Genomic DNA, 23,721 nt, shown 5'->3' with positions numbered 1-23,721 from the left:
TATCAATAAAGAACTTTTAATAGTAATTATTGAATCCTCTTCTTTCAAACACTATCATTTTAGTTGATCCGATTCTAGTGGTTTCAATTGAATCTATAAAATATCAAAGCCACAATCCCATATATACATAGAATTGTGGCTTTCTTATTCCAGCAATCATTCATCTATACTTATCCGATAACAAGTTTACTATAAAGAGTTGAAAAATGGTTCAGTTACGCCTCGACTATTAAAGAAAATCGTTCATTACCGCCGCTTTTGATAGATTGGTAATAAAATTGTAACGGTTGTTCCTTTTTCTTGTTCACTGTCATAGTAAATTTCTCCGCGGTGCTCTTCAATAACCTTAAAACTGACCATCAAGCCAAGACCTGTACCTCCTGACTTAGTTGTATGAAATGGGTTGCCTATTAATTCAAGATTCTCCTTAGAAATTCCATCGCCTTCATCAGTTACAGTGATTTTAATATAATCATCTTTTTGTTTTTCTACTTTAACAAATAGATTACCACCTGCCGGCATCGCCTCAATACCATTTTTAAAAATATTAATTAATACTTGTTTTATTTGTGTCGAATTACACTCTACCTCAGGAAGATTTCCCTCTACTTCAGTAAAGATTTCAACAGCTTGTTCTACTCGATTATAATCCATGATTGATCCAACATATTCTATCAACTCTTGTAAGTTATTCATTTCAAAGACCATTTGTTTCGGTCTACCAATAACAAGAAGATCATCGAGTATCGAGTTTATTCGCTCTAATTCATGAGTCATGATTTGATAATATTCAATGTCCTCTGGGTGCTTTTCCATTTGCAACTGCGTTAACCCTTTAAGAGACGTTAACGGATTCCTTATCTCATGTGTAATAGAAGTAGCAATCTGTCCCACTGTAGCAAGTTGTTCGGCCTGTCTGAGCTCGTCATTTACTTTTAAGTGAGCGTTAAGATTTGAAGAAAAACGGGTTAGAAGTATGTAAGATATAATTGCTAATAACCCATACAAACTAATTGGCTCTATAACATTTTCAAAGCGAAATAATACTACGCCGATAGCAACGTATTTACTAACTATTCCTGTTAATGTAACCCAAAAAAACTTTTTATTAATGAAAAGTGAGGAAAAAAAGATAAAGACTAACTCGGCTGCATTTCCTGTTGCAAAGTTAATATCTGTTCCATAATAAATCAAAAAAATATTAATAAGATCAACAACAATATAACTAAACAAGTATAGATATTTTACTGTATGTACTTTCCCTCTCTTTATTAAATTAAAAGATATAAAGAGAATCGGGACAAATAGTAAATGGTACCAATAATCTAATCCTCCAGCAGGTAAGCCTATTTCTTGATTAGTATAGTAGGGAAACACATAGAAATAAATAAAATCATATCCAATAAGAAACAGGTAAAATAACGTCAAAAAGAGCTTTAACCCTTTAATTTCTTCCATTTCCAATAGTAAGTTGTGGTTAGTTTTCTTGTTCATAAATTTACTCCCTTTATTACCAAATCATTCATAGTTTCAAGGTTTAGTTAATTCCTCTGATACTATCATATATTAAAATAGGTATAAAGTTCCAGTAAATTTTAATTTCTTGCATGTTTTTGTCATTTATTGTCTAATTTTAATTGAATTTCTGAAAAAAACAGTCTGATTACCTATGAAATCAGACTGTTTTTTTCGTTTACTTCTTTTTAAATTTGCTTCCGTTACTCTTCGAACGAATCTTTGACATCAAATCATCTACATTTTTTTGTTTGTTCACTGTAGTCTGCTCGTTTCGTTTGATTGATGTGATCTTTTCCTTTTCGATTGTGAGATCAAAATATGTTTTTTCAGTACTTCCTGCTGGCAACTCAGATTTAGCTATAATAAACTCTTGATTGATTTGCTCGACTAATATGACTGCAAATTTGTCGTCTTCAATTCTGTCTAGATAACCTTTCATGATTTTAACCTCCTATACAAGCAAGCCCTTCTGATTTTATTTCCTCGATTCTTGCTGAACCAATTCCATTTATTTGCGCTAAATCATTCACTGAATCATAAGGTCTTAGCACAAGCATTTCCTCAGCACGGGCCGGTCCGATATGCGTAATTTCTTGTACTTGCTCCACTGTTGCAGAATTGACATCAATACAACTGTTCGTTGACTCTGGTTTTTTGCTTGTTGAATCCTGCTTACCTGTTGAGTCACTGCCAGTTGTATTTTTGTTACTAGAAGGCGAAATCGTACCGTCTTTATTAGTTAATATCTGATAATCAAATCCATTCGTTGAAGCAATAATAGTTCCATGAACGTCAGTCCCATAAAGTTCACTACCTGAATTTTGCACAAGTTTTACAACTTCGTCATGTGGGTGACCATAACTATTGTCTGAACCAGCACTGTAAATGGCAACAGACGGATTTACATCATTTAGAAAAGAAGCATTTGTTGAAGTCGAAGAACCGTGATGTCCTAAATGAAGAATGTCTGCTTCTAGATTAATTCCACTTTTCAGCATATTAACTTCATCGCTCTTACTAGCATCGCCCGTAAAGACAAATCGTACTTCATTATACGTTAATTTCAATGATATCGATTCTTCATTATCATTTTCCGATACTGTTCTTGGGTATAATACATCAATTTCTAGTGGACCTATTTGAAATTCGTCACCCGTTCTTGGTTCGTAGTAATCTACATCATTTGAATCTATTGCGTTTAAAAGTCGTTGAAAAGTTTGTGAATTGCTCGTATTACCCGATAACCAAACTTCACCAACGTCAAATCTGTTGAGAACTTTATCTAATTGTCCGATATGATCTGCATCTGGGTGTGTACCAATTGCAATATCTATTTCTGATACATTTTGGGTGTCAAGATAAGTGATAACATCATTTTTGTTCCAGTTACCTGCGTCAATAAGTATCGTAAAGTCCTCATTTTCATGTGAGAATTGAATTAAGGTTGAATCTGCTTGTCCTACATCAATGTAATGGACTTTAAGGTCGGTTAAATCACTATCTTCTTTTTTACTGTCAGCAACTTGGGGTACTTCTTCCGTCTTCGGAGTAGAAGAATTTGTTGTTTTTTCTTCCGATTCTGATGAGTCACTTGCTTGACTTTGTTCGTTTGTTTCTGCTATTTCTGAGTCTTTATTGTTTGGTTCGCTTTGTTCTTGTGTACAACCACTTAGAAGTAAAATAGATAAGATACCAAAAAGAGCGACACGGTTAAGTTTATACATCTAATTCCCCGTTTCTACTAATTATCTTATCACAAAATGCCATTTTAAATGAAAACCCGCAAAATGGAACAACCTACTATAAAACATCCAAGTTTGACAAATAACTATGAACAAGGTAATCAACTTTATTTTTTAGAACAGAAATTAATACTTGGTACCTGCTTAAAAGGAGGTTTGTTATGAATATTTATCAAGCAATATGGGATGCGGATATGAATGAAAACGGCATTCGCCCCACTTTTACCAAAAAAAACATGGATAAGTCACAAGGTTATGTTGTTGTCGATACGAATATCTGCTTCCGTGAACACCATATTATAAAGGATGTACATATACCTGACAGAAAAAGAAATAGCTACCATTTGATTGAAAAACTCTTTGATAACTACAACGTAAACCAAAGAGATACAGAAAAAGATTCAACATATAAATCAAAAGAAGTTGAAGCATTCTTAAAAATGGCAGTTAAATCTTCTCCTTGTCAAATAGCAAAAAAATTTACCGAAGAATCCTCTAACAAAAAATTTAGTGAGCTTCAATGGTACACCTATTTATATGACCTATGGTTTCGCCAGTTTAATTACAATAACGGCAAGGATTTATCAGGCTTTGAGCATGTCTTTATTGGAGAACAAAAAGGACGGGATCTAGTAGGTCACCATTTTTGGTATAAGTATTGGCTTGAAGAAAATAAATATCTAAACAAACATAAAAGAGATAAAATCAAAATGACCTGTCAAAGTGATAATAAAACTAAATTTTCTACGCCGGATGTTGTTACTGTCGGTTACCACCTAGAGGCTTTCGATTATGAGAAAAAGCGTTATATTAATATTAAAAAACGAAAAGGCACATTCTTTGTCGGCCTAAGCGCTGAAGGACTATTAGCAATAGGAACAGTTCGAGCTAATGCGCCATTTGACTTTAAAGTAAATGGTGTAGATTATGAGCTTAAATTATTTATGAGTCCAGATGGAAAAAGCATTCGAACTTTTTATCCTACTAGCAGGAAAACCTGATATTCTTGAGAAATCTTCAAGTGTTGGGAATACTACCTTCAAGAACTGTCAACAGAATTTGTGGAAACACACTAAAAGTCATCATAGCACCGATTAAAAGATGACTCTACCCAGCTAAATGGTCAATCTAGTCCTTATCTCGTGTTTTGATATTCGAAAAATGATACACTAAAATTAGTATAGTAGATAGTAATAAATGAAAAAATTTAAAATTATATTTAAACAGCAATTTTTACTATAATACCTACAAAAAGACCATCATAATTGATGGTCTTTTTACTATACAAGTTATCAGTACTTGTCATGTACCGCAAAACGTTTGATAAGGCTGAGATGATTCTGGGGGTGGTGTGCAGTAATCTTCCTGTTCCAACGAGTGATCATAAGGACTAGAAAGAACTTCCAGTAGCTTTTCCATCACGCTATAGTCTTCATTTTCGACTGCTGCTTCTAGCGCCTCTTCCACCCGGTGGTTCCGAGGGATGACTGCAGGATTACTGCGTTGCATCAACCGATGTGAAGAGGCTCTTGATTCCTCCTGCCTTTCTAATCTTGACTGCCACACCTCTTTCCATTTCGCAAATTCTGGTGTCCCAAACAGAACGAAATCAGCTGGTTTATCAAAAGTTAATGCGCGAAAGGTGTTGGTATAGTCAGATTGATACTTTTCCATCATTACAAGGAGGTCATTAATGAGTGATTCATCGTCTGTTTCTTCATTAAATATCCCTAGTTTCGATCTCATTCCCGCTAGCCAATGAGATCGATACAACTCCATATAATTTGAAATTTCAGCCTGTGCGATTTTCACCGCCTTCTCAGAATCTTCATGTAAAAGCGGCAATAGTGTTTCAGCAAAACGCGCGAGATTCCAACCTCCAATTGGTGGTTGATTACCATAGGCATAGCGGCCTTGTCTGTCAATCGAACTGAATACTGTTGCCGGGTTATAGCTATTCATAAACGCGCAAGGACCGTAATCAATCGTTTCTCCACTAATCGCCATGTTATCGGTGTTCATCACGCCGTGAATAAAGCCAACCAACTGCCATTTCGCAATTAGCTCTGCCTGACGTTTAATCACTTCTTGAAGTAGCGAAAGATATCGGGTTTCGCTAGTTTCAACGTCTGGGAAATGCCGATTAATTGTATAATCAGCCAGAGTTTCGAGATCCTTACCTTTGCCCCATTTGGCAACGTACTGAAAGGTCCCGACACGTAAATGACTGTCCGCTACTCGGGTCAAAATTGCACCCGGTAATTCAGTTTCACGAATAACCGCCTCCCCGGTCGTGACAACTGCTAGACTTCGATTGGTGGGAATACCCAGCGCATACATTGCTTCTGAAATAATGTATTCGCGTAGCATCGGTCCAAGGGACGCCCGACCATCACCCCCGCGGGAATACGGTGTTCTTCCAGAACCTTTGAGTTGAATATCGAACCGCTCATCTTCAGGTGTAATTTGCTCCGCAAGCAGGACAGCCCGGCCATCTCCTAACATGGTAAAGTTACCGAATTGATGCCCCGCATATGCTTGAGCAAGAGGAGCAGCTCCTTCTGGGATCCGGTTACCAGCAAGGAATTCTACACCTTCTTCGCTCTTCAGTTCCTGAAAGCTTAACCCCATTATTGTTGCTAATTGATCATTTAGAAAAATTAACTTCGGTGAACGGACATGGGTTGGATTAACGCTCTTGAAAAATGATTCCGGAAGACGGGCGTATGAATTGTCAAAATTCCATCCTATTTCTTTCAATGTTTTTCCATTTTCCATTGGATTCTATCCCCTTCTCTGGATTCGTCTTTATCTATCTGAATATTTCTCTTTTTGTCATATAAAATTAGCATCAATTTAAAATTTAATGTCTACTCCTAACAATTTATTATACCCTTTCATAAAGGTTAACACTCTTCAACGGATACATGAAATAGTAAGCATAGCTCTGTGTTACCTTGAGGTAGATTTTTTGTTTTAAGTGTACATCTTCTCAAAAAGAAAAAGGAAACTCAAAAGTACTTGAGCCACCCATGAATTAGTATTTATAAGATTGTCCACCATCTATTGGAATAACGGCTGCATTGATAAATTCAGCTTGTTCTGATAACAACTTGGCAACTTGTAACGCGGTTGCTTGCCCTAACCCAGATCCTGCACCTGTTATTACCACTACTTTTCCATCAAAACGATTGTTCATTGTAACACCTTCCTTTCTATAAGAATAATTGTTTCCAAAGTAAGAAGATTTCAATCAAAAAATCATTTCAATATTTTTCAGGGTATTGGATATCTTAAATGAAAAGGAGGTAGTCTCAGATGGCTACTATTGAAAATAATCGACTTACTGGCTTTTGAGATATCCAATCTCTGGACTACATGTATGAATGACTCAATTAAAGTTTTTAAATGACTCGTTTTCTAAACGGGACGCAGAAGCAAAAACTAGAATCGAACACGTAATGAACAACCATAAAGTACAACTGCTGATTGAAATTACAATTAACTTACTACAATAAGGTGTAGATGTAAGACGGCCTTGACAGTACCTTAAAGTCGAGTATGTAGAGAAAGGGTTTTTAGCGGCATGCTTTTGGAGAACACAAGCAGTTAACAGAAATCGAGATTACCCATCTTTTCTTAAACTACCAGCATTAGGAGGAAATTTGAATGGACAAAGATCGTTACCAAAAAGGACTAGACAAGTTAATGGAGTACACGTTAACTGAAAATGCTAACATCTCCACACATTTAACTATTTCTGAAAACCTGGAAGATATCGCTCCAGATGTCGGCAAATACATAATAGAATTTGCCTATGGAGATATCTATTCACGATCAGGATTAACAAACCAGCAACGTGCACTTGTAACCATCTCATCACTTATAACCCAGGGCACTGAACCACAGATAGAGTTGCATATAAATACTGGATTAACATCAGGACTAACACAAACCGAAATTACAGAAAGTATTATCCAACTGATTCCATATACAGGTTTCCCACGAGTCCTTAATGCCTTAACAATCGCGAAAAATGTATTTGCACAACGAGACAATTCACAAAGCTAAGATATTAACTTATACATCCTTTTCTGTTTGAAGAACTATTCCAATCGTCTATAACTAGTAAACAAAAACGGACAGCGCCAGACACTGCCCGTTTTTGTTTATTTTCTATATGACGATTTTCGAGTTAAAGTAAACCGCACCCAAACTAAGACAAGGATAAATCAGTTAATCAGCCGTATCTAATTTCCGTTTTTCTTCTAAAAGTGTTTGAAACTCTTTTTCTAACGACTCACTTGGTTCGATACTTAGTCGACTTAGTACCTCTGATAATTTCGTTTCTACTACGAGCCGTTCGTCTTGGTTTGTATCTCGGTCTTGTTGGTGTTGAGAATGTTTATGTTCTTTGTAGGTTCCTTCAAATAATTCGAACTCTTTATTACGAATAGTCAAGATTCGTGTGGAGATATTTTCGATTAGTCGGCGGTCATGGGAGATGAAAATAATCGTTCCTTCATATTCCTTAAATAGCGACTCCAATGCACTAGCTGCTTCGATATCAAGATAATTCGTTGGTTCGTCCAAAATTAACGTATTAATATCACTCAAAAACAATTTTGCAAGAGCTACTTTTACTCGCTCACCTCCACTTAAAACACCTACAGTCTTATACACATCATCTCTATAGAAATGCAGTCTTGCGAGTACAGTTCGAATGAATGTCTCATCCTGTTTTGAAGTAGATTTGACATTCTCTAAAATTGATTTTTTCACATCTACTATCGTTAGATTTTGACTAAAATAGCCAATCTTCATCGACGGCGACATCGTGATACCTTCATCCTGTTTGATAATTTTTTTAATAAAAGTTGTTTTTCCACTTCCATTCGGGCCGACAATTGCTAGTTTATCGCCACCTCGGACATGAAAACTTGTTTTGTTCCAAAGAACACGTTCTAAAATTATGCCGGACACATCATGGACTCGAAGAATAATTCGATTTTTAAACGTATCTTCATGAGGCAAATTCATTTTGAGTGAAGGCGTCTCTTTGATTTTCTCAACTTTTTCAAGTTTTTCTAATCTTGTTTCCATCGCTTTTGCCGTTTGTTGCAACTTTTTTTGTTTTTTAGCAAAATACGGTTTCGCGCCAGTTATTTTCGCTTCAGATCTGCTAACCTTTTTTGGCGCTTTTGTTGCTTTATCAGCCTTTTTCTCTTTTAATTTCAATGCTTGTTCTAGCTGTTTTTTCTTCAACTCGTATTTTTCATAAGCTGCTTTCTTTTGATGAAGATCCATTTCTTTTTGTTTTAAGTAATCACTATAATTGCCTTTATACACGTTCACATGGCCTTCATTGACCTCCCAAATCATTGTGCAAATCGCATCCAGAAATGCTCGATCATGAGATACAATCACGTAAGCCCCCTGCCAAAGATTCAGTTTCTTTTCCAACCATTCAATATGCTCTGTATCAAGATTTGTGGTCGGTTCGTCTGCAAATAAGACTTCCGGATTCTTGACGAACACTTCATTTATATAGACTTGAGTCACTTCTCCACCGCTTTTTGTTGTATCCGTTATTTTCAACTGGGGTAAAAGTTCACAATCGGCATAACGAGTAACCTTCCCCTCATCCGGAGATAGTATATCAGCCAATACATTCAACAAAGTTGTTTTCCCACTACCATTACGACCAACTAATCCGATTCGGTCCTGTTTATGAATTTGCAATTGATCCACTTCTAATAACAAACGGCCCTTTATATAGTGCTTGACATTAAGCGCTTCGATTAAAATCACTTGATCATCCCCATTTTTTTAAAAAATTGCTGGGACAAAAAATGCCCCCTATCTACATTCAGATTAGGAGGCATAGATATAGGTGGACACCAAAAAGAGACACTTCTTTTAGGCTCAACTATAGAAATCCAATCCTAATTCTGAAAACTTCGATTAAAGGCATCAAAATAAAGCAGAAAATTCATCTGCTAAAAATCTAACCTTCAATTAATCGCTTTCGTAAATAGGATTAGTACTTCATCTAGTTGGTTCACCCTTCCGTTTTTTAGTTATATTTACATTATATGATACATCAATAATTGTCAAACGGTCCTTAACCGGAGATCTTTCACAACTAATATTTATAATGATGGAGGACTATCAGGAAGCGTGTTAGCAAGGATTATATAGATTAATAAATTCACAGGCAAAAAGATAAATAATAGTCTTACCATAAAAGAAGAAATACCAAAGTACTCGGCTATACCTCCACAAACTCCGGATATTGACCTATCTATCGATGATTTTCTTAATTTCTGATTCACTGTACTTCTCCTCCAACTTTTGACTGCGTTGTCTTCATACCTTGAAGAATCTACTCTAGTATATGTGCGGTTTGCTGTTACTGAGCGGAATAAACTAGCTGGTTTCTATTTCTTTTTTCTTAAAGATACCTACCAGTAATAGAATCAGTCCGATAATGAAAAGTATCGGAAACAAGTACCACATAATCAATCCTGCCCAACCACTTCGAACTAAAGCTGCATAGGTTAACCCTATTGAAAAAGATAAGGAAGGTGAAATTAACAGCATGAGAGCGATGCCCCAAACAATATTTTTTCGCTTTTTCGACTTACTTTTGCTAAGTTGATAAGCAATAATCGCTGCTGAAATTGCGATCACATATCCCACGACAATTGCCATGTTTTATCACTACTCCTCCATAAATCCTCTTTTCCTAACTACTTTGTGAGGAAAGAGCATATCCTTCTTCATTAGTTATATCCTCCGCATTGTTGCCTGTTCTTCCCCAAGCCGTAGTGAGTAGTAACAAAACAACTATAGCCGGAAATAATACTTTTAAAAAATTCATATGCTCACCTTTTAAAATCAGACTTTCTGTTTACTTAAAAGAAACTTTTAAATACCATGCTCTGCTACTAATTCAATAAAAGGTGCGTAAATCCTTCTTTGAAAGCATTTATTTAATGAAAAAGCGACTGCTTTAATCGAACAACCGCCCTTTCAGTTGAAATTTAATCAGTATAATTTTTATAATAAACTAGATTATCAGTCCATTCTCCAAATTCGAAAATAAACCCTTTTCTAGTACACTCATACTGCATTCCTACACTTTCAGCTAGATGGAATGAAGCAGAGTTATCTACGTTGATATGGGCTTCTATGCGGTGAAAATCTAAATGGTTAAAAGCAATATTAAGCGCTTCAGTCACCGCTTCTTTTCCGTAACCTTTTCTCCAATACTGATTATGGATAGTGTATCCAATTCGAGCCCACTTGAATTCATCTCTGGCTAAGGTTGAAAAATCTACCATACCTACATGTGTCCCATCGTCTTTTCTAAATAATGCAAATACGTGGGCAATATTGGTTAACGCTAATTCCTGATGTTTATCAACCAAATGAACGAACCATTGATAGGTACATTCACTCATGTCTACTTTACCTTTATCGTATCTGTGTTGAGATGGTTCCCGTTTTTTAAATTCATTCAACCAATTTTGATAGTCCTGTTTATTTAATGGTCTTATCACTAATCTTTCTGTTTCTGATACAATATCAAATTTTTCTTCTTTCGTTATCAATGTGACATCTCCCTTGCATATATTTTCCCTTAAATACAAATCTTGCTTTCTTATTGCGATTTAATTTATATACCATAAGACATCACACCCTTCTGTTTAATGGTATCAACTTTATCTGAATTTTTCCATCTACTTTTCATAGTATCCCGTTGAAACTTTGACAGTTATGAATTTTTATTTTTACAAATAACTGGTTATATAGTACCATTACTTATATTACCTATAAGAATACTTGGAATTATAAGGAGTTTTGGATTTGTATACTACTCAAATTGATGTTTACTTAAAATATAAAAGGCATTTTGAAAAATCACTCAGTCGAAAATTAACCATCAAAGAAAAAGACTTTCTTAGATGGCTGACTTTTAAGGAACTAAATTCTAATTAATTCTCGGACTCTATTACTCTCATTTAGTGATTTGTGACAAGCGTGGTATCTAGGCATGACTTGTCTTTCTCTGTGGTTACCAATGTCTTAGCTAAATGCCCAACCTTCGCTTTCTCCTTCAGGTTTAATTGACCCTCACCTCCTTCTGTTACTTCTTCAACAATCACCGTAAAACTCACTTTGAATACCTTAGGTTCCATCATAGTTTTCCTCCCTTTAATTTATCTATTAGTAACAACTTCTTAACTCAGATTCAAAAATTGTACGAATTCCTTAATAAATGTTCAACGTTCCAGTCGGTCGATTTCTTTGCTTATCTCTGTCGTAGTAGTCATCACGGTAAAAATGCAATCATATCCGCATCTTGCTCGATGTTACCCGACTCGCTTAAGTCGGACATAAATAGCTGTTTATCATTCCTTTGTTTTCTTAGTCAAAACTATAATCCTAAGAAGGGCGTTATTAGGTGTTGCTTTTGGATTAAATAAGTTTTTTTTGGGGAAAACAGGATAATTCCTATAGCGAAAAAACTTCTGGACCTTAAGTGCTGAAATTATAAAAAGGTGTCAGCCACTAGATGGAAGCTTGTCCATTTCAAGTACCTGACACCCTGATTAAATTAACTAGATTTCTTTTCATACTTTACGACATAAAGTGGTTTGTTTTTAATCGCTTCGGCATAAAGGACTTCTTTATAATCAGTAATGCTTTGCACCGCTAATTGATCTTTTAACCATTTTTCATCAATTCTGGCCTCTGTTAAATTATCATAAACAACTTTCCCATCTAAAATAACTGTTATTGGTAAATGGACAGGCTTAGAAGGAACGTTCAAATCACTATTTTTGGGAGTATCATATTCTGACTTAGGCAGAACACTAATTTCACCATTTGGTTCCAAGATTGCAAATTCTGCTTCTTGGATTGAAAAGTAACCTTGTTGTCTTATAATGCTTTGTAAACTATTAATATCTATTTTGGCTTTTTTTAAAGCATCGAATTTTATTTGTCCTTGATGGATGACTATATTTGGTTCTCCCTCTAGCAGCTTCCTTGTTCCATTAAACTTTTGAGTTAACATTTCTACAACGTATATAAAGATACCCCAAGTTAAAATAGCAACCGTTATTTGACTAATATTGATTTCACGATCATAGATGGCATTACCTACTAGTTCTCCTAAAATTATTGCAGAAATAAATTCAAAAGGAGTAATTTGTGAAAATTGCGTTTTACCTAGAAACTTTACCACAATAAATAACAATACAAAACCCCATAATAACTCAACTATAATAGATAAATATTCATTCATTTATTCAACCCCTAATATGAATTCCCCTCAACATTATTGCCTAGTTGTTACTATTCATACTTGTTAAAATGTCATATCAAAAAGGTGTCATGCACCATTGATGAACGTTTGTCCATTTTTAGTGCCGACACCTTTTTAATAAAATAAATTAAAATTCTTCATAGATAGCAGGATCTTGATTGTTAAGTCTGCCATCAGATCGTGTTAATCCTGAAATAAGGTCCATTTCCGCTATATCTAACGAAAAATCAAAAATAGATCTATTTTCAATCTGTCTCTCAGTAGATACAGATTTAGGGATAATAATTGACCCGAGTTGATAATGCCAACGCAGAATAACTTGTGGGATTGACTTGTTTTGCTTTTCCGCAATCTGTTTAATCGTGCTATTTTGTAACACTTCTTTTGCTTGAGCTAACGGGCTCCAGGATTGTGTCTTAACACCATTCTCTTCATGCCATTTAATTTGTTGTGCTTGATTAAAAAAAGGATGTAATTCGATTTGATTTACACTCGGTTTAACTCCTGTTTCTTTATCTAACCGTTCAATATGTTCAGGTAAAAAATTACAAACACCAATCGACCGAATAAGACCTTGTTTTTTAGCCTCAATTAACCCTTGCCATGCCTCCACGTAATATCCTTGTTTAGGGTTTGGCCAATGAATCAGATATAAATCATAATAGTCTAGATTAGCACGGTATAAGGATTCTTCAACAGTAGTAATCGCTTTGTCGTATCCTTGATAACGGCCTGGTAACTTAGAGGTAATTCTTAACTGTTCCCTAGGAGCCGAACTGCGTCTAACAGCTTCACCTACCGCACCTTCGTTTTCATAATTATAAGCAGAATCGATTAATCGATAGCCTGCATCATCAATAGCACTTTGTATCGCACTCGCACCTTGGTTGCCCCTAAGTTTAGATGTCCCAAAACCAATAACTGGCAATGTAACGCCATCATTCAATGTTATTTCAGGAATTAATTTATCCATCTTAATCACTCCTCTTATTATTAACCTAAGATTACCATAATTCTGAATAGTTAAGATAGCTTTAGGCTGCTGGTGTATCCGTTATTTGTTTCCTAGTTAAAAATCATGTCAGACAAGTATCTGACATGATGGTTACAACCTGTTCGCAAACAACTATTTATCCGTTGTTTATGGTTTGTTAAGCGAACTATATGTTATTTTCTTTGTTCAATACTTTGCTGCAAAGAAACCATTTCTTTAGCAAACGCATTTAATCGTTCTAGTACTTGATCATCAAATAGTTCATTCTCATCACTAAATGAATCATTATGAATAAAAATGTTGCTACTAGGTACCAATCCTTTCAAATAGGAAAGAATCGGTTTCAATTGATATTCAGACACAAGAAAGTGTTTTTCAATCTCTCCTGTTGTTACCATACCAGTTACTTTACGATTAAAAGCATCTACTGGTAGGTGATCGAGTAGATTTTTTAATACGCCAGAAATGGATGCTTGATAAATTGGCGTTCCAATCACCAAGAAGTCAGCATTTAACACTTTATTTACCACTTTAAATGTATCTTCATTATAATAAGCTAACGGATCACCATTAACAAACTCGACCTCATAGTCTCTTAAATCAATTAATTCTGTTTGAACCGTTGCGTCGAAAGATTTTACTGCCTCTAGAGCATTATGGACAGCTACGTTTGTCTTCCAACCCGCTAATGATCCTGAAATACCTACAAGCTTCATAGTTGATGCCTCCTATTAATACACTGTTCTACTCTTGTTCTATTTATTTTAACATTAGTCTTAAGATGAGAAAATAAAACTGGTTCTGCACGCAAAGAAACACTATAAATAAAGAATATTAGACTGAACATGATTACTAGCAAAAGTAATTTCAAGTGCATCCATAATAGCGCTAATCAGGATTTGGCCAAGTGTACTTTAAACAGCAGTCCTAATAATTATTTCAAGACTGGATACCACCAGTGCCCTTATTTATATTATATTCGGATATCATTTAAATAAAAACCAATAGTCTTGGTATAGCTATTTGATATCAGACACATTACAGTTTTCATCCACTACTTCTTCCTTGGATTGAATAGTTAACTTATATAAAATAAATCAAAATTTGAATGATAATCAACGACATTACTATAAGTTGTATTTGTTTAATTTAACTAGAAGACATTTATGATAAAATTAGAGTTGAAATAGTTAAATTGGACGGTGCATACATATGAAGGAAACAAAAAAGATTCAAGAGTCTGATTTATATAAACCCATCCAGACTCACTTTGTACGGGAAGGTTATCAAGTCTATGGAGAAGTAAAAGATTGTGATATGGCAATAGTCAAAGATGATGAGTTAATCATCATTGAATTAAAACTAAATTTAAGTATTGATTTACTCATCCAAGCAACAAAGAGACAGCGCTTATCGGAGCTTGTCTACATTGCCGTCCCAAAACCAAAGTACAAACCAAGATCAAAACGATGGACAGATATACGCCGGTTAGTAAAAAGATTGGACTTAGGGCTAATTCTCGTTTCATTTTCAGGAAAAGCTAGTAAAACAGAGATTATTTTTGAACCAACACCAACTAACCCCAAAAAAAGTACAGGTCAAAACAAACGTAAGCGACAAGAATTATTAAAAGAAATTGATGGACGAAGTGCCGATTTCAATATAGGCGGAACAACCAGAACACAAATCATGACCGCTTACCGAGAGAACTGTATTCAAATCGCTTGTTACCTTGATGATGCTGGTGAACTATCTCCAAAGGCATTAACTGACATGGGAACCGGTAAAAAAACGGCATCAATTTTAACCAAGAACTATTATGGATGGTTTGATCGAATTAGACGAGGAATCTATGTTCTTAGTGCTAAAGGCAAAAAAGAGCTGAAGGAATATCCCGAGCTTTTGTCTTATTATAGAAAAGAATGAAAAAGAGTCTTAAAGTGTGTATATTTGCACCACAATTGTGGTGCTTTTGTTTGCAGAATAATACGGGGGAAATTAAAAGAAGTAACCATTTATACAGTTCTCATGGTTAAAAAATAATTAAGATTAAACTTCTAACGTTTTGCCTTTCGCGCTTAGAATATAATATATACAAAATATAAAAACAGTTTCTCAGCGACCTGTTGATTAGTGTTTATATAGTACCTTAAGTTTAGTCCACAAGAATACTAGAGTTATATTGTGTCTAAGACTTGAATCAAATTGACGTTCACTTAAGTTATATAAATAATTTTAAAAATTCATTAAATCAAAAAAGAACTAAATTCTAATTAATTCTCGACTCTATTCCTCTTGTAGTGATTTCATTTAAAAGCAAATCAATGAAACCGCTTTCTAATTTCAATGATATAGCTTTTAATTACGAATCAATCAATAAATCATTACTTAAATGTTTTAAACCACTCATCTTTTCTACATTCCCTTACTTGAGTTTTCTTTCCATACCACAAGAATTCAATCTACTACAAAAGTAGTGTTTAAGCAAGGGATATGTAGGAAAACAGAAAAAAGTTCGTTAATTTACGATCCTCTTGTTACTTAATGGTTTTTCTCTACTAATGATTTCTGTGTAACTATTTATGTTTTGTCTCCACCTCATGAAAAGATGCTGCATAGTTGAGAATATCAACTAGTATTATTACCGTGAATACTAATAACATAAAATAGGAAAATAATTTCGCGTCAAAAAAGATAAGTATTCCAAAAAGCAAAAGTTGGAAGAATCCTAAAAGTATTTTTAAGAACATTAATGACTTGGCACCCGTTTCGTTATATGTAACCAAATTGGTAATTCCCATCCATAGTAGTAACCCACAAGAAAATAAATACATGATAAAAGGTATCAAAACATTGTGCAGAATACTCAAATGTTCACTATTAAAAATCAATCCATAATGATCCGTTATAAAAGGTATTAATGGCGTGTTCGCTATATCTCCAGATAATTGTTTTGCAACAATAGCTAACGCTAAACTTACAATAATAGTCATGAGCTGGGGAACGTAATCCTGAAATATTTCTTTACCATGATTAACCATTTACAGCACCTCCTAGTTCTACTCTATGAATTATAGTAGAAAAATAGGACTACTCTTTTAAATCACAAAAGGCGGACTTAACACATGCCTTACTTTTATATGATTACCCCCAAAATATAAATAGTGCCAACTTCTAAATAATAGAGATCGGCACTTTATTTATTGACTATATACTTAGTTTGACGCTTTTGGTGGTTGGCAAACATCACATTTACGTTGGTTTTTATTTTTAAATTTGGTAAATGATTTTTCGAAATTGTTTCCACACGCACATTTAAATAGTAATTTTTGAGAAAATCCGTGATACTCCGTCGTTAGTAACTTACTATCCGAGTTTTTCTCAACAAATTCATTAATTTTATCGATTGTCCATCGTTTATTCAAACTCTTACACCTCCAAATTTCATCGCTTTAGCGGAAGCTTTCTTGGCATTTCCGTTCAATTATGAGCAAAAGTCGTAATCATCCTAAGTTTTTCATTATACCATGAGCTGGCATACAATCAAACAGAGCATTATTAGTAAAAATGTCGCCAATTTTAACTAAATAGTTCCGATGCCGTGGAGAAAGTGTAAAAAACAGGTGAAATAATAAATTAAAAAGCAGTATCTTTAGCACCATAAATAGCAGTAGCTTATAAATTAAATAATAGATAATTTACATAAAGGTGGTATTCCTTATTAGAAAACCAATATTCTTTGCATTTCAGCCAACAGCGGAAATGGCAGAAAAATGATATTGGTGTTGGTATGACTATTGATCCAGAATAATAGCATTTCAGCTAGAAAGGAAGTGGTTAAATCTGTCAATAACAACATTTTTTTGTCTACACATAAAAGTATAAAGTTTAATTGAAGATAATCTCCAGTTTCTTAATAACACTATTATTTTTTCATTTCTTTATCCGTCATTACCTTATCTAATTTTTCTTCTAGTTTATTTAGTCGTTTATTTCTTTTGTTAAAGATAACAATCAATGAAATAATCCCTATAACTAAAGCAATTAGAAGTAATAGAGAAATTAATTGAACGATAACATCCCCTATATGTATTCCACCTATTACTGATAATAAAAACAAAATAAATTCCTCCTATCTTTTATAATACAAGTATTTCGACATTTTCATTATCTAACCCCTTAGTACAACATTAAAAGCCGCCTTTTAAGACAGCTTGATTTTGAAGTAACGCACCATTTAATGCAACACCAAAGTAGATCTCTTTAATAAAAAATTCCTTAGAGTATCTACCTTTTAAATCCACCTTCTGAATGAATCACCTGACCTGTAATCCACTCTGCCTCATCACTTACTAAAAACTTTATTGTTCTTGCAACATCTTTTGGTTCGCCTACTCTTCCAAACGGAAACATTGGTTTTAATTTACTTTTAATTTCTTCTGTCATCCAACCTGTATCTGTCGGCCCAGGATTAATAGCGTTTACTGTTATTCCCAGGGAGGCTAACTCAGCAGACAATGTAACCGTTAGTGCATCTACGGCTCCTTTTGTAGTCGCATAGGCTAATTCACCAGGCATTGGACCTTGAAACTGACCAGAGGTAATATTAATAATTCTTCCACCAGATTTTTTATTGAATCCTTCAGCAAATGCACAACTTAACATTGTTGTTGCTCGAATATTTACCATATAATGTTGATCTAACTCTTCAACTGTTAAACTTAAAAAGTCATTGTTCGTAGAATATGCGGCATTGTTAATTAGGATATCAGGATAGCCTATAGTTTGATAAACTGTTTTGAATAGTTTTTGCGGTGCGTCATTTTGAGTTAAATCTAATTCCATTTTTGATACCTTAACGCCATTTTCTTTTAACTCTTCTTCCAACAATTTAGGCTCCTCTAAATCCATTGTCCAAGGCATTTTTTTATCATATCCTGTCCAATAAGTAAAAAATATGTGATAGTTTGAACTCGCCAATTCTCTACATATAGCAGCTCCTATTCCTTTTTCACGGCTTACACCGGTAACTAAAGCAATTTTTTCATTCAATTGTTCCACAAAAACCCACCACTTCCTTTGAATAGGTGTAAAGCATAACTACCACTTTATCCCAAATTTTCTCTTGCTTATTTTACAATCGTCTCTTTTAATTTCATTCTCAGAAATTACTGCTTTTAAAATTTTTTCAAAAGGTGAATTACCGTTAAAATTTATAGTTGATTCTACGCTGTAATTTTCGTTAGCAAAAGAATAAATTAATTGTTGCACAGAGTTAAGCTCCTCTAACTCCCCTTTTTAGGTAATTATAAGGTCTTGAAAAGGGTTGGCATTTTAAACTGAGACATTCAAATAACCTTTCCAATGATCACTTTCCCCCTATAAAATTATCCTCTTTTTTGAAGTACACCCGATATTAGAAGAATACTAGTTCTTATTTAGATTAATTTAACACAATTATCAGCGTTATACTATGGTTTGAACCATTCCACTAACCTGCCATTATTTACAGTAAGTATTTATAGTTCCGACCGTTAATAAAAATCGGACTCTATGTGAAGGGGGCATGATAGGCTTGGTCGTCTGATGAACCAAGGGCTTCAGCTTTCAGGTCAAACATGCCCACAGAAGCTCCAGCTAAGTTCCTATCCACTTATCTTAGCGTTCATGTAGCACAAAGATAAGAGAGGGATTCAATTAACATACTAGAACTGATACTGTAGATAAGCACACTTTACTTGAATAAGTATAGGAACTGTCTGCTTAACGGCCCTTCTTTCGTTCAAGCACCCGTTGGTGCAATTAGGCGCTTTTCAATTTATTAACTTCATATGGAGTTACCTTAACTCCTTTTGGATACAGTCGATAAAGTATATAAATCATAATAGGAATTAAAATAATAAAAAAAATGGTACTTATCCCAAGGGCTAATCGCAAATAATTCAATAATTGTTCTAGTTCCCCCGGATCTGGTTCTTTAATTGACTCTGTTTGGGAATACAAGATAAAATCCAGAATTTCAGGAATCATAGCTATTAAATTATTCAACCCGTGCAGAATAATTGGAATAATAAGTTTTTTTGTCTTTACATAAATGATGCAAACGAATATGCTGAAAATAAATTGTCCAATGAAACCCCCATTAAAATGAATAAGTGAAAAAACAATAGAACTAATCATCATTGCTTTTCCAAGACCAATTGTTACTCCCCATCGATTAAATAAAAAACCTCTAAATAATAATTCTTCTGCGAATGGTGCCAATATAACAGTAATAATAAAAGTTGATAAAAGTATTGGAATTCCAACTGGATTCTGAGGTTCATTTGTTGTTGAAAGTACCTCTTGAATAAGTTCTTCATACATTCCTGTAATCAAATAAAGCAATGCCAAAAACGAAAAGACCGAAAATACCATTATGAATAATAGCGTAGATATGTATTTTATCCATCCTTTATGTCGGATAGATACATTACCAATAATGTGTTCTCTCTTTATTCCTTTTACTTTAAAGGAACGAAATAAAATGAATATTGTACCTACATATATAATTACAGAATATAAATCATTTATTCTATTTAAATCAATATTCGAAGTAAAATCTAAAAATAATAAAGCTAGGAAACTTAACACCATCAACAAAACAATTTTACCTATAACTGACCAAACACTTATTTTTCTAAGACTCAGCAATTCTGACATATATCTACCTCCTTATATGTCTCATTCAATTTTTCTGCCATTTCACCAATAGAACGACCTGCTTTGTTCGCAATTGTACCCTTTGATGAACAGCATTATTTGTTTTTATTTATATCTTCAAGTATTTTAATGATTTTTTTGTTTTGATTTGACTGTTCTTTTAGAAGTCCCACAATAGTACCGACACCTATAACAACAAGTAGTAGTAAAATCCACATATGAACTCCCCATTTTATAAATTTATTAATCTCACCCATTTGTTTAAGTCTAATCCTTCACAACCTCTACAAAGCAACCTGTTGCTTGTACAAGAAAATAATTTAATTGTAAAACTCCATATGTATTTTTTCTTTTTTGTAATAATCCAACCTGTCTTGTAAAGTTCCTGTATGAAATTCAAACTTATGACCATCTGGGTCAGTAAAGTAAATCGATTTTTTATCTCTTTCGTCTCTTGGACGACCTGACAATATGTTTACATTCAATTCTTGTAATTTATAGTACATACTATCAAATTCTGTTTCTTCTATTGAAAAAGCTATATGTGTATATGATTGACTAACTTCATTACGAGGAATACCTTTTTCTTCATTAAGTGCGAGCCATATTTCATTTAAATCAAAATAGGCAGTCCTTCTTCCCTTAACTAACAACTTTGCATCAAACACATTTTTATAAAACTCAACCGAATCCTCTAAATTAGACACTGAAAACAAAAAATGATTAAGCCCTTTTACCACACCGTATCACCTCAATTTTAAACTTATTACTATTACCATCTTACAAAGAAAACAAGTCTTATTCTGAATCTTTACTTTAAGTACATAAGTTCACATATCATTTTAACATAAAATTCCATTTGTTCTTCTTATTAAAAAAAGAAATCGTTAAAGTGTCTAAGTTTAACTATAAATACCTTTGAATATCCATAGGGAAAGGTATAACAAAATGGATATGAAGTACAATAACTTCTTAATGCTGGGGCAATACTAGAGTTGAATCGAAAGGCGGAAGATACGTTGCGAAGTGAGGGGCATTTTTCCTATAACCAACTTTTAGCATTCTTTATTCCTTTAGGGTTTTCAGCAAGTTTAACTGCCATTACACATGTAATCATAAATGGAACGATGAGTAGAGGGGAAAATGCAGCCTTTATTATCGCCTGTTATGCAATTGCTATGTCCATTTTTGGTATCATAGAGAAGCCGTTAATAATCTTTAGACAAACATGCTCTGCATTGGTAAAGGATAAAAAGTCCTTTAAGGTGCTTTTCCTATTTTTACTATATGTTGTGGCTGCTGTTTTGCTTATCTGTTTTATTTTGGGATTTACAGCAATTGGTGATTGGGTATTTGTTCATTGGTTTAATGCTGAACCTAATATGGTTGAGACTATCTCAAATACGTTTAAAATACTAACGGTTGTTATGGTACTCTCTGGAATTAGAGGGATATACGAAGGAATAATTATTAGGGAGCAAAAAACGAAGTGGCTAACGATTATGGTTGTCGTAAGACTTGCGACAATGTTAATTGCTTCTTATTTATTTGTTGTTTCTGGGTACATAACAAGCCTTACTGGAGCAATGATTTTTTTAATTGGCATGGCTGTAGAGTCGATTATTAGTGTTTGGAAAGGACAGTCATTGCTAAATGGAAAAAAAAGAAGCCGGTCAAAGCTGAAAATGAAGGGAGTTACTCGGTTTTACTTCCCGGTATTATTTTATTTTATTTCTCAAACTTTACTAATTCCTGTTATTTATGTTTTTTTATCCAAAACAAGTGATAAGAATTTGGCGATAGCCTCCTTTGCCCTTGCTATTAGCATAACTGGAATGGTGTTAAGTTTTTTTTCCTATACTCATCAATTAGTACTTCAATTTTATGAAGAACATGGTAAAAAAGTAGCTAGGTTTACTATAGTGATAAGTTTTATACCATCCATATTACTTAGCACTCTCTGTTTTACTCCTATAGGATCCTGGTTTATGGGTGTCGTGATGGGAGCAAACGCGTCCTTAGCAGAAGCGACGATAAATGTACTAAAAGTCTTTATTGTTAAAACAATTGTTTTTCCTTGGGTGGATTTTATGAATGGCTTTTTCATGTTACGAAGAAAAACAAATAAAATACTTATAGCGCAAATCCTTAATCTTACTACGGTAATCATTGCATTAATTTTTCTTGTGAATTTGTTTCCTGAGTGGAACGGATTAAATGGGTCTATTGCATCAACGCTCGGGGAAGTTATTGGTTTAATAGTTGTTATCATAGTATTTAAACGAATGGGAAGTGCGCCAAGTGAAAAAGAGAAAACATCACTTTTCACAAGAATCTAGTCTAGTTTTATGAAACAAGAATCCCTATATAAGGTTTCTAGGCAAAAGGATGTCTTTTTATTCCCATCAGGAAATACATTGTAGCTCATTATCTTCAAATAATTAACCTACTTCTTAGCAATAGCTTCAGTTGTACAACAAGATTTATATTGCTAAGTTAATATTCTTCTTTTGAAATAATACGCCATTCATTTGCTACAAGTTTGTCTATATAGTCATTGATACTAATTTCCTCTAATTCCATTGCAAGTGGATGAAGAGATACATAGCATTCGTTAGTTTCATAATTCAGGGTAACTTTTACAACCTCATATCCATTATGAAATCTTGAGTCAAATCCGGGGTCATCAATAATATCTCCTTTAACAGGGCGTATCGATGATTCAAATGTTTTCATTACTGTTTCAATTCTATTATTCTCTTTCTTCTCTTTTGTAGATGTTAGAAAGATGATCATTTTGATTTTCATTACATCGTCTCCTTTTAACCATGAATCTGTTAGTTATAAGTTGTAGTATATCACTTTTACATTCTTAATTTATTATTTAATATTCCTGTCTGCTAATTATGCTATTTCGTAAGTAACTCCGCCGAAACGAAATCATCTAATTTTAATCCCCCTCTGTTAAACTCTTTAAACCTTTCGTCTAAGTACATTTATCCACAAAATCAGTTCACTCTTTTTAAATCAGCTTCCTCTATTGAATCACCTGTAATTTCAAAGAAGTATTCCATATTTGGTGCTAACTCAATTGTGAAAGTCTCCAATGGCACTCTATTAGTTTGTTTTTTACCAACAAGTACAAATTCAAATGATGCTTCTCCTTCTAATTCAACATCCACTTCGTCAATATATTCGAATCTAAGGGAGTTTCCTTTTTCTAGTTTAGAACCATCAGCGTTAACCATACCGCTTGTACTCCCACTTGTAACAACTTCCATAGAGTAAAAATCAAAGTTAGCGTTGTTATTTATAGTTAAAATCATTTTATTCTCATTTGTTTCAATAGGAGTACCAGATTTATCCGTACAAGCCGCTAAGATAGTAATTAACAAAATTAAAATTGAGAACGACAATAATCTCTTCAT

The 23,721-nt window shown here is 33.9% G+C and carries 28 protein-coding genes and 1 pseudogene; 4 read left to right on the top strand and 25 right to left on the bottom strand.

The window, feature by feature from the left end; genetic code table 11:
* Positions 1-246: 246 nt before the first annotated feature.
* The 3 genes from LD272_RS03825 to LD272_RS03815 form a co-directional block, all read right to left on the bottom strand.
* Positions 247-1,494 (bottom strand): ATP-binding protein, encoded by a 1,248-nt coding sequence (locus LD272_RS03825; RefSeq protein ID WP_226035264.1) that lies wholly within the window; start codon positions 1,492-1,494, stop codon positions 247-249.
* Between the two features lie 199 nt (positions 1,495-1,693).
* Complete coding sequence (locus LD272_RS03820; protein WP_226035263.1) at positions 1,694-1,957, bottom strand: DUF3006 family protein; 264 nt, start codon at positions 1,955-1,957, stop codon at positions 1,694-1,696.
* A gap of 4 nt (positions 1,958-1,961) precedes the next feature.
* Entirely contained in the window at positions 1,962-3,242 is a 1,281-nt protein-coding gene (locus tag LD272_RS03815) for an MBL fold metallo-hydrolase (protein ID WP_226035262.1), read from the bottom strand.
* Between the two features lie 179 nt (positions 3,243-3,421).
* Between LD272_RS03815 and LD272_RS03810 the strand changes: the two genes are divergently transcribed.
* Entirely contained in the window at positions 3,422-4,261 is an 840-nt protein-coding gene (locus tag LD272_RS03810; protein WP_226035261.1) for a hypothetical protein, read from the top strand.
* 301 nt (positions 4,262-4,562) lie between these two features.
* On the opposite strand, the gene LD272_RS03805 is transcribed toward LD272_RS03810, so the two are convergent.
* Together LD272_RS03805 and LD272_RS03800 are read right to left on the bottom strand one after the other, a co-directional pair.
* Positions 4,563-6,038: a protein adenylyltransferase SelO gene (locus tag LD272_RS03805; protein WP_226035260.1), complete on the bottom strand. Its 1,476-nt coding sequence runs from the start codon at positions 6,036-6,038 to the stop codon at positions 4,563-4,565.
* A gap of 259 nt (positions 6,039-6,297) precedes the next feature.
* On the bottom strand, positions 6,298-6,459 hold the full coding sequence (locus LD272_RS03800; RefSeq protein ID WP_226035259.1) for a hypothetical protein: 162 nt from the start codon (positions 6,457-6,459) through the stop codon (positions 6,298-6,300).
* 470 nt (positions 6,460-6,929) lie between these two features.
* Between LD272_RS03800 and LD272_RS03795 the strand changes: the two genes are divergently transcribed.
* Positions 6,930-7,331, top strand: coding sequence for a carboxymuconolactone decarboxylase family protein (locus LD272_RS03795; RefSeq protein WP_226035258.1), 402 nt, complete (start codon positions 6,930-6,932; stop codon positions 7,329-7,331).
* Positions 7,332-7,496: 165 nt separating this feature from the next.
* Here LD272_RS03795 and LD272_RS03790 read toward each other — a convergent pair whose 3' ends face one another.
* The 9 genes and pseudogenes from LD272_RS03790 to LD272_RS03750 all read right to left on the bottom strand — a co-directional run bounded on the left by LD272_RS03790 (position 7,497) and on the right by LD272_RS03750 (position 14,307).
* Positions 7,497-9,071, bottom strand: coding sequence for a Vga family ABC-F type ribosomal protection protein (locus tag LD272_RS03790; protein WP_226035257.1), 1,575 nt, complete (start codon positions 9,069-9,071; stop codon positions 7,497-7,499).
* Between the two features lie 341 nt (positions 9,072-9,412).
* Complete coding sequence (locus tag LD272_RS03785; protein ID WP_226035256.1) at positions 9,413-9,595, bottom strand: PspC domain-containing protein; 183 nt, start codon at positions 9,593-9,595, stop codon at positions 9,413-9,415.
* Between the two features lie 94 nt (positions 9,596-9,689).
* A complete protein-coding gene (locus tag LD272_RS03780) occupies positions 9,690-9,974 on the bottom strand; it encodes a hypothetical protein (protein WP_226035255.1) in 285 nt (94 codons plus the stop codon).
* 332 nt (positions 9,975-10,306) lie between these two features.
* On the bottom strand, positions 10,307-10,876 hold the full coding sequence (locus LD272_RS03775; RefSeq protein WP_226035254.1) for a GNAT family N-acetyltransferase: 570 nt from the start codon (positions 10,874-10,876) through the stop codon (positions 10,307-10,309).
* 411 nt (positions 10,877-11,287) lie between these two features.
* The gene (locus LD272_RS03770) at positions 11,288-11,467 is read right to left on the bottom strand and encodes a hypothetical protein (RefSeq protein WP_226035253.1); all 180 of its coding nucleotides are present in this window, start codon (positions 11,465-11,467) and stop codon (positions 11,288-11,290) included.
* A gap of 70 nt (positions 11,468-11,537) precedes the next feature.
* Positions 11,538-11,691: pseudogene (locus LD272_RS03765) on the bottom strand (DnaB-like helicase C-terminal domain-containing protein); the annotation flags it as partial.
* A gap of 192 nt (positions 11,692-11,883) precedes the next feature.
* A complete protein-coding gene (locus LD272_RS03760) occupies positions 11,884-12,576 on the bottom strand; it encodes a DUF421 domain-containing protein (protein ID WP_226035252.1) in 693 nt (230 codons plus the stop codon).
* Positions 12,577-12,724: 148 nt separating this feature from the next.
* Positions 12,725-13,570: an aldo/keto reductase gene (locus LD272_RS03755; protein ID WP_226035251.1), complete on the bottom strand. Its 846-nt coding sequence runs from the start codon at positions 13,568-13,570 to the stop codon at positions 12,725-12,727.
* A 194-nt stretch (positions 13,571-13,764) separates the two neighbouring features.
* Complete coding sequence (locus LD272_RS03750) at positions 13,765-14,307, bottom strand: NADPH-dependent FMN reductase (protein ID WP_226035250.1); 543 nt, start codon at positions 14,305-14,307, stop codon at positions 13,765-13,767.
* 496 nt (positions 14,308-14,803) lie between these two features.
* Between LD272_RS03750 and LD272_RS03745 the strand changes: the two genes are divergently transcribed.
* Entirely contained in the window at positions 14,804-15,517 is a 714-nt protein-coding gene (locus LD272_RS03745; protein WP_226035249.1) for a DUF2161 domain-containing phosphodiesterase, read from the top strand.
* Positions 15,518-15,860: 343 nt separating this feature from the next.
* On the opposite strand, the gene LD272_RS21725 is transcribed toward LD272_RS03745, so the two are convergent.
* The 9 genes from LD272_RS21725 to fosM form a co-directional block, all read right to left on the bottom strand.
* Positions 15,861-15,938, bottom strand: a complete 78-nt coding sequence (locus LD272_RS21725) for a hypothetical protein (RefSeq protein WP_439647378.1) — start codon at positions 15,936-15,938, stop codon at positions 15,861-15,863.
* 229 nt (positions 15,939-16,167) lie between these two features.
* On the bottom strand, positions 16,168-16,632 hold the full coding sequence (locus LD272_RS03740) for a hypothetical protein (protein WP_226035248.1): 465 nt from the start codon (positions 16,630-16,632) through the stop codon (positions 16,168-16,170).
* A 174-nt stretch (positions 16,633-16,806) separates the two neighbouring features.
* Complete coding sequence (locus LD272_RS03735; protein WP_226035247.1) at positions 16,807-17,016, bottom strand: hypothetical protein; 210 nt, start codon at positions 17,014-17,016, stop codon at positions 16,807-16,809.
* Between the two features lie 500 nt (positions 17,017-17,516).
* Positions 17,517-17,711: a hypothetical protein gene (locus LD272_RS03730; protein ID WP_226035246.1), complete on the bottom strand. Its 195-nt coding sequence runs from the start codon at positions 17,709-17,711 to the stop codon at positions 17,517-17,519.
* A gap of 167 nt (positions 17,712-17,878) precedes the next feature.
* Positions 17,879-18,652 (bottom strand): SDR family oxidoreductase, encoded by a 774-nt coding sequence (locus LD272_RS03725; RefSeq protein ID WP_226035245.1) that lies wholly within the window; start codon positions 18,650-18,652, stop codon positions 17,879-17,881.
* 39 nt (positions 18,653-18,691) lie between these two features.
* Complete coding sequence (locus LD272_RS03720; protein WP_226035244.1) at positions 18,692-18,862, bottom strand: hypothetical protein; 171 nt, start codon at positions 18,860-18,862, stop codon at positions 18,692-18,694.
* Between the two features lie 531 nt (positions 18,863-19,393).
* Entirely contained in the window at positions 19,394-20,293 is a 900-nt protein-coding gene (locus tag LD272_RS03715; RefSeq protein WP_226035243.1) for a CPBP family intramembrane glutamic endopeptidase, read from the bottom strand.
* Between the two features lie 95 nt (positions 20,294-20,388).
* Positions 20,389-20,511, bottom strand: coding sequence for a hypothetical protein (locus tag LD272_RS21370; RefSeq protein WP_255639629.1), 123 nt, complete (start codon positions 20,509-20,511; stop codon positions 20,389-20,391).
* A gap of 102 nt (positions 20,512-20,613) precedes the next feature.
* Positions 20,614-21,033, bottom strand: a complete 420-nt coding sequence (gene fosM / locus LD272_RS03710) for a FosM family fosfomycin resistance protein (protein WP_226035242.1) — start codon at positions 21,031-21,033, stop codon at positions 20,614-20,616.
* A gap of 255 nt (positions 21,034-21,288) precedes the next feature.
* On the opposite strand from fosM, the gene LD272_RS03705 reads away from it, so the two are divergent.
* A complete protein-coding gene (locus tag LD272_RS03705) occupies positions 21,289-22,632 on the top strand; it encodes a multi antimicrobial extrusion protein MatE (protein WP_226035241.1) in 1,344 nt (447 codons plus the stop codon).
* A gap of 157 nt (positions 22,633-22,789) precedes the next feature.
* Here the strand turns inward: LD272_RS03705 and LD272_RS03700 are convergent, their stop codons facing one another.
* Together LD272_RS03700 and LD272_RS03695 are read right to left on the bottom strand one after the other, a co-directional pair.
* The gene (locus tag LD272_RS03700) at positions 22,790-23,101 is read right to left on the bottom strand and encodes a hypothetical protein (RefSeq protein ID WP_226035240.1); all 312 of its coding nucleotides are present in this window, start codon (positions 23,099-23,101) and stop codon (positions 22,790-22,792) included.
* A 200-nt stretch (positions 23,102-23,301) separates the two neighbouring features.
* A complete protein-coding gene (locus tag LD272_RS03695) occupies positions 23,302-23,721 on the bottom strand; it encodes a hypothetical protein (RefSeq protein WP_226035239.1) in 420 nt (139 codons plus the stop codon).

The sequence above is a fragment of the Aquibacillus saliphilus genome, from assembly GCF_020404745.1.
Lineage (GTDB): Bacteria > Bacillota > Bacilli > Bacillales > Amphibacillaceae > Aquibacillus > Aquibacillus saliphilus.
Note: the sequence above shows the minus strand (reverse complement) of the source record. Positions and strands in the feature narration are given on the sequence as shown.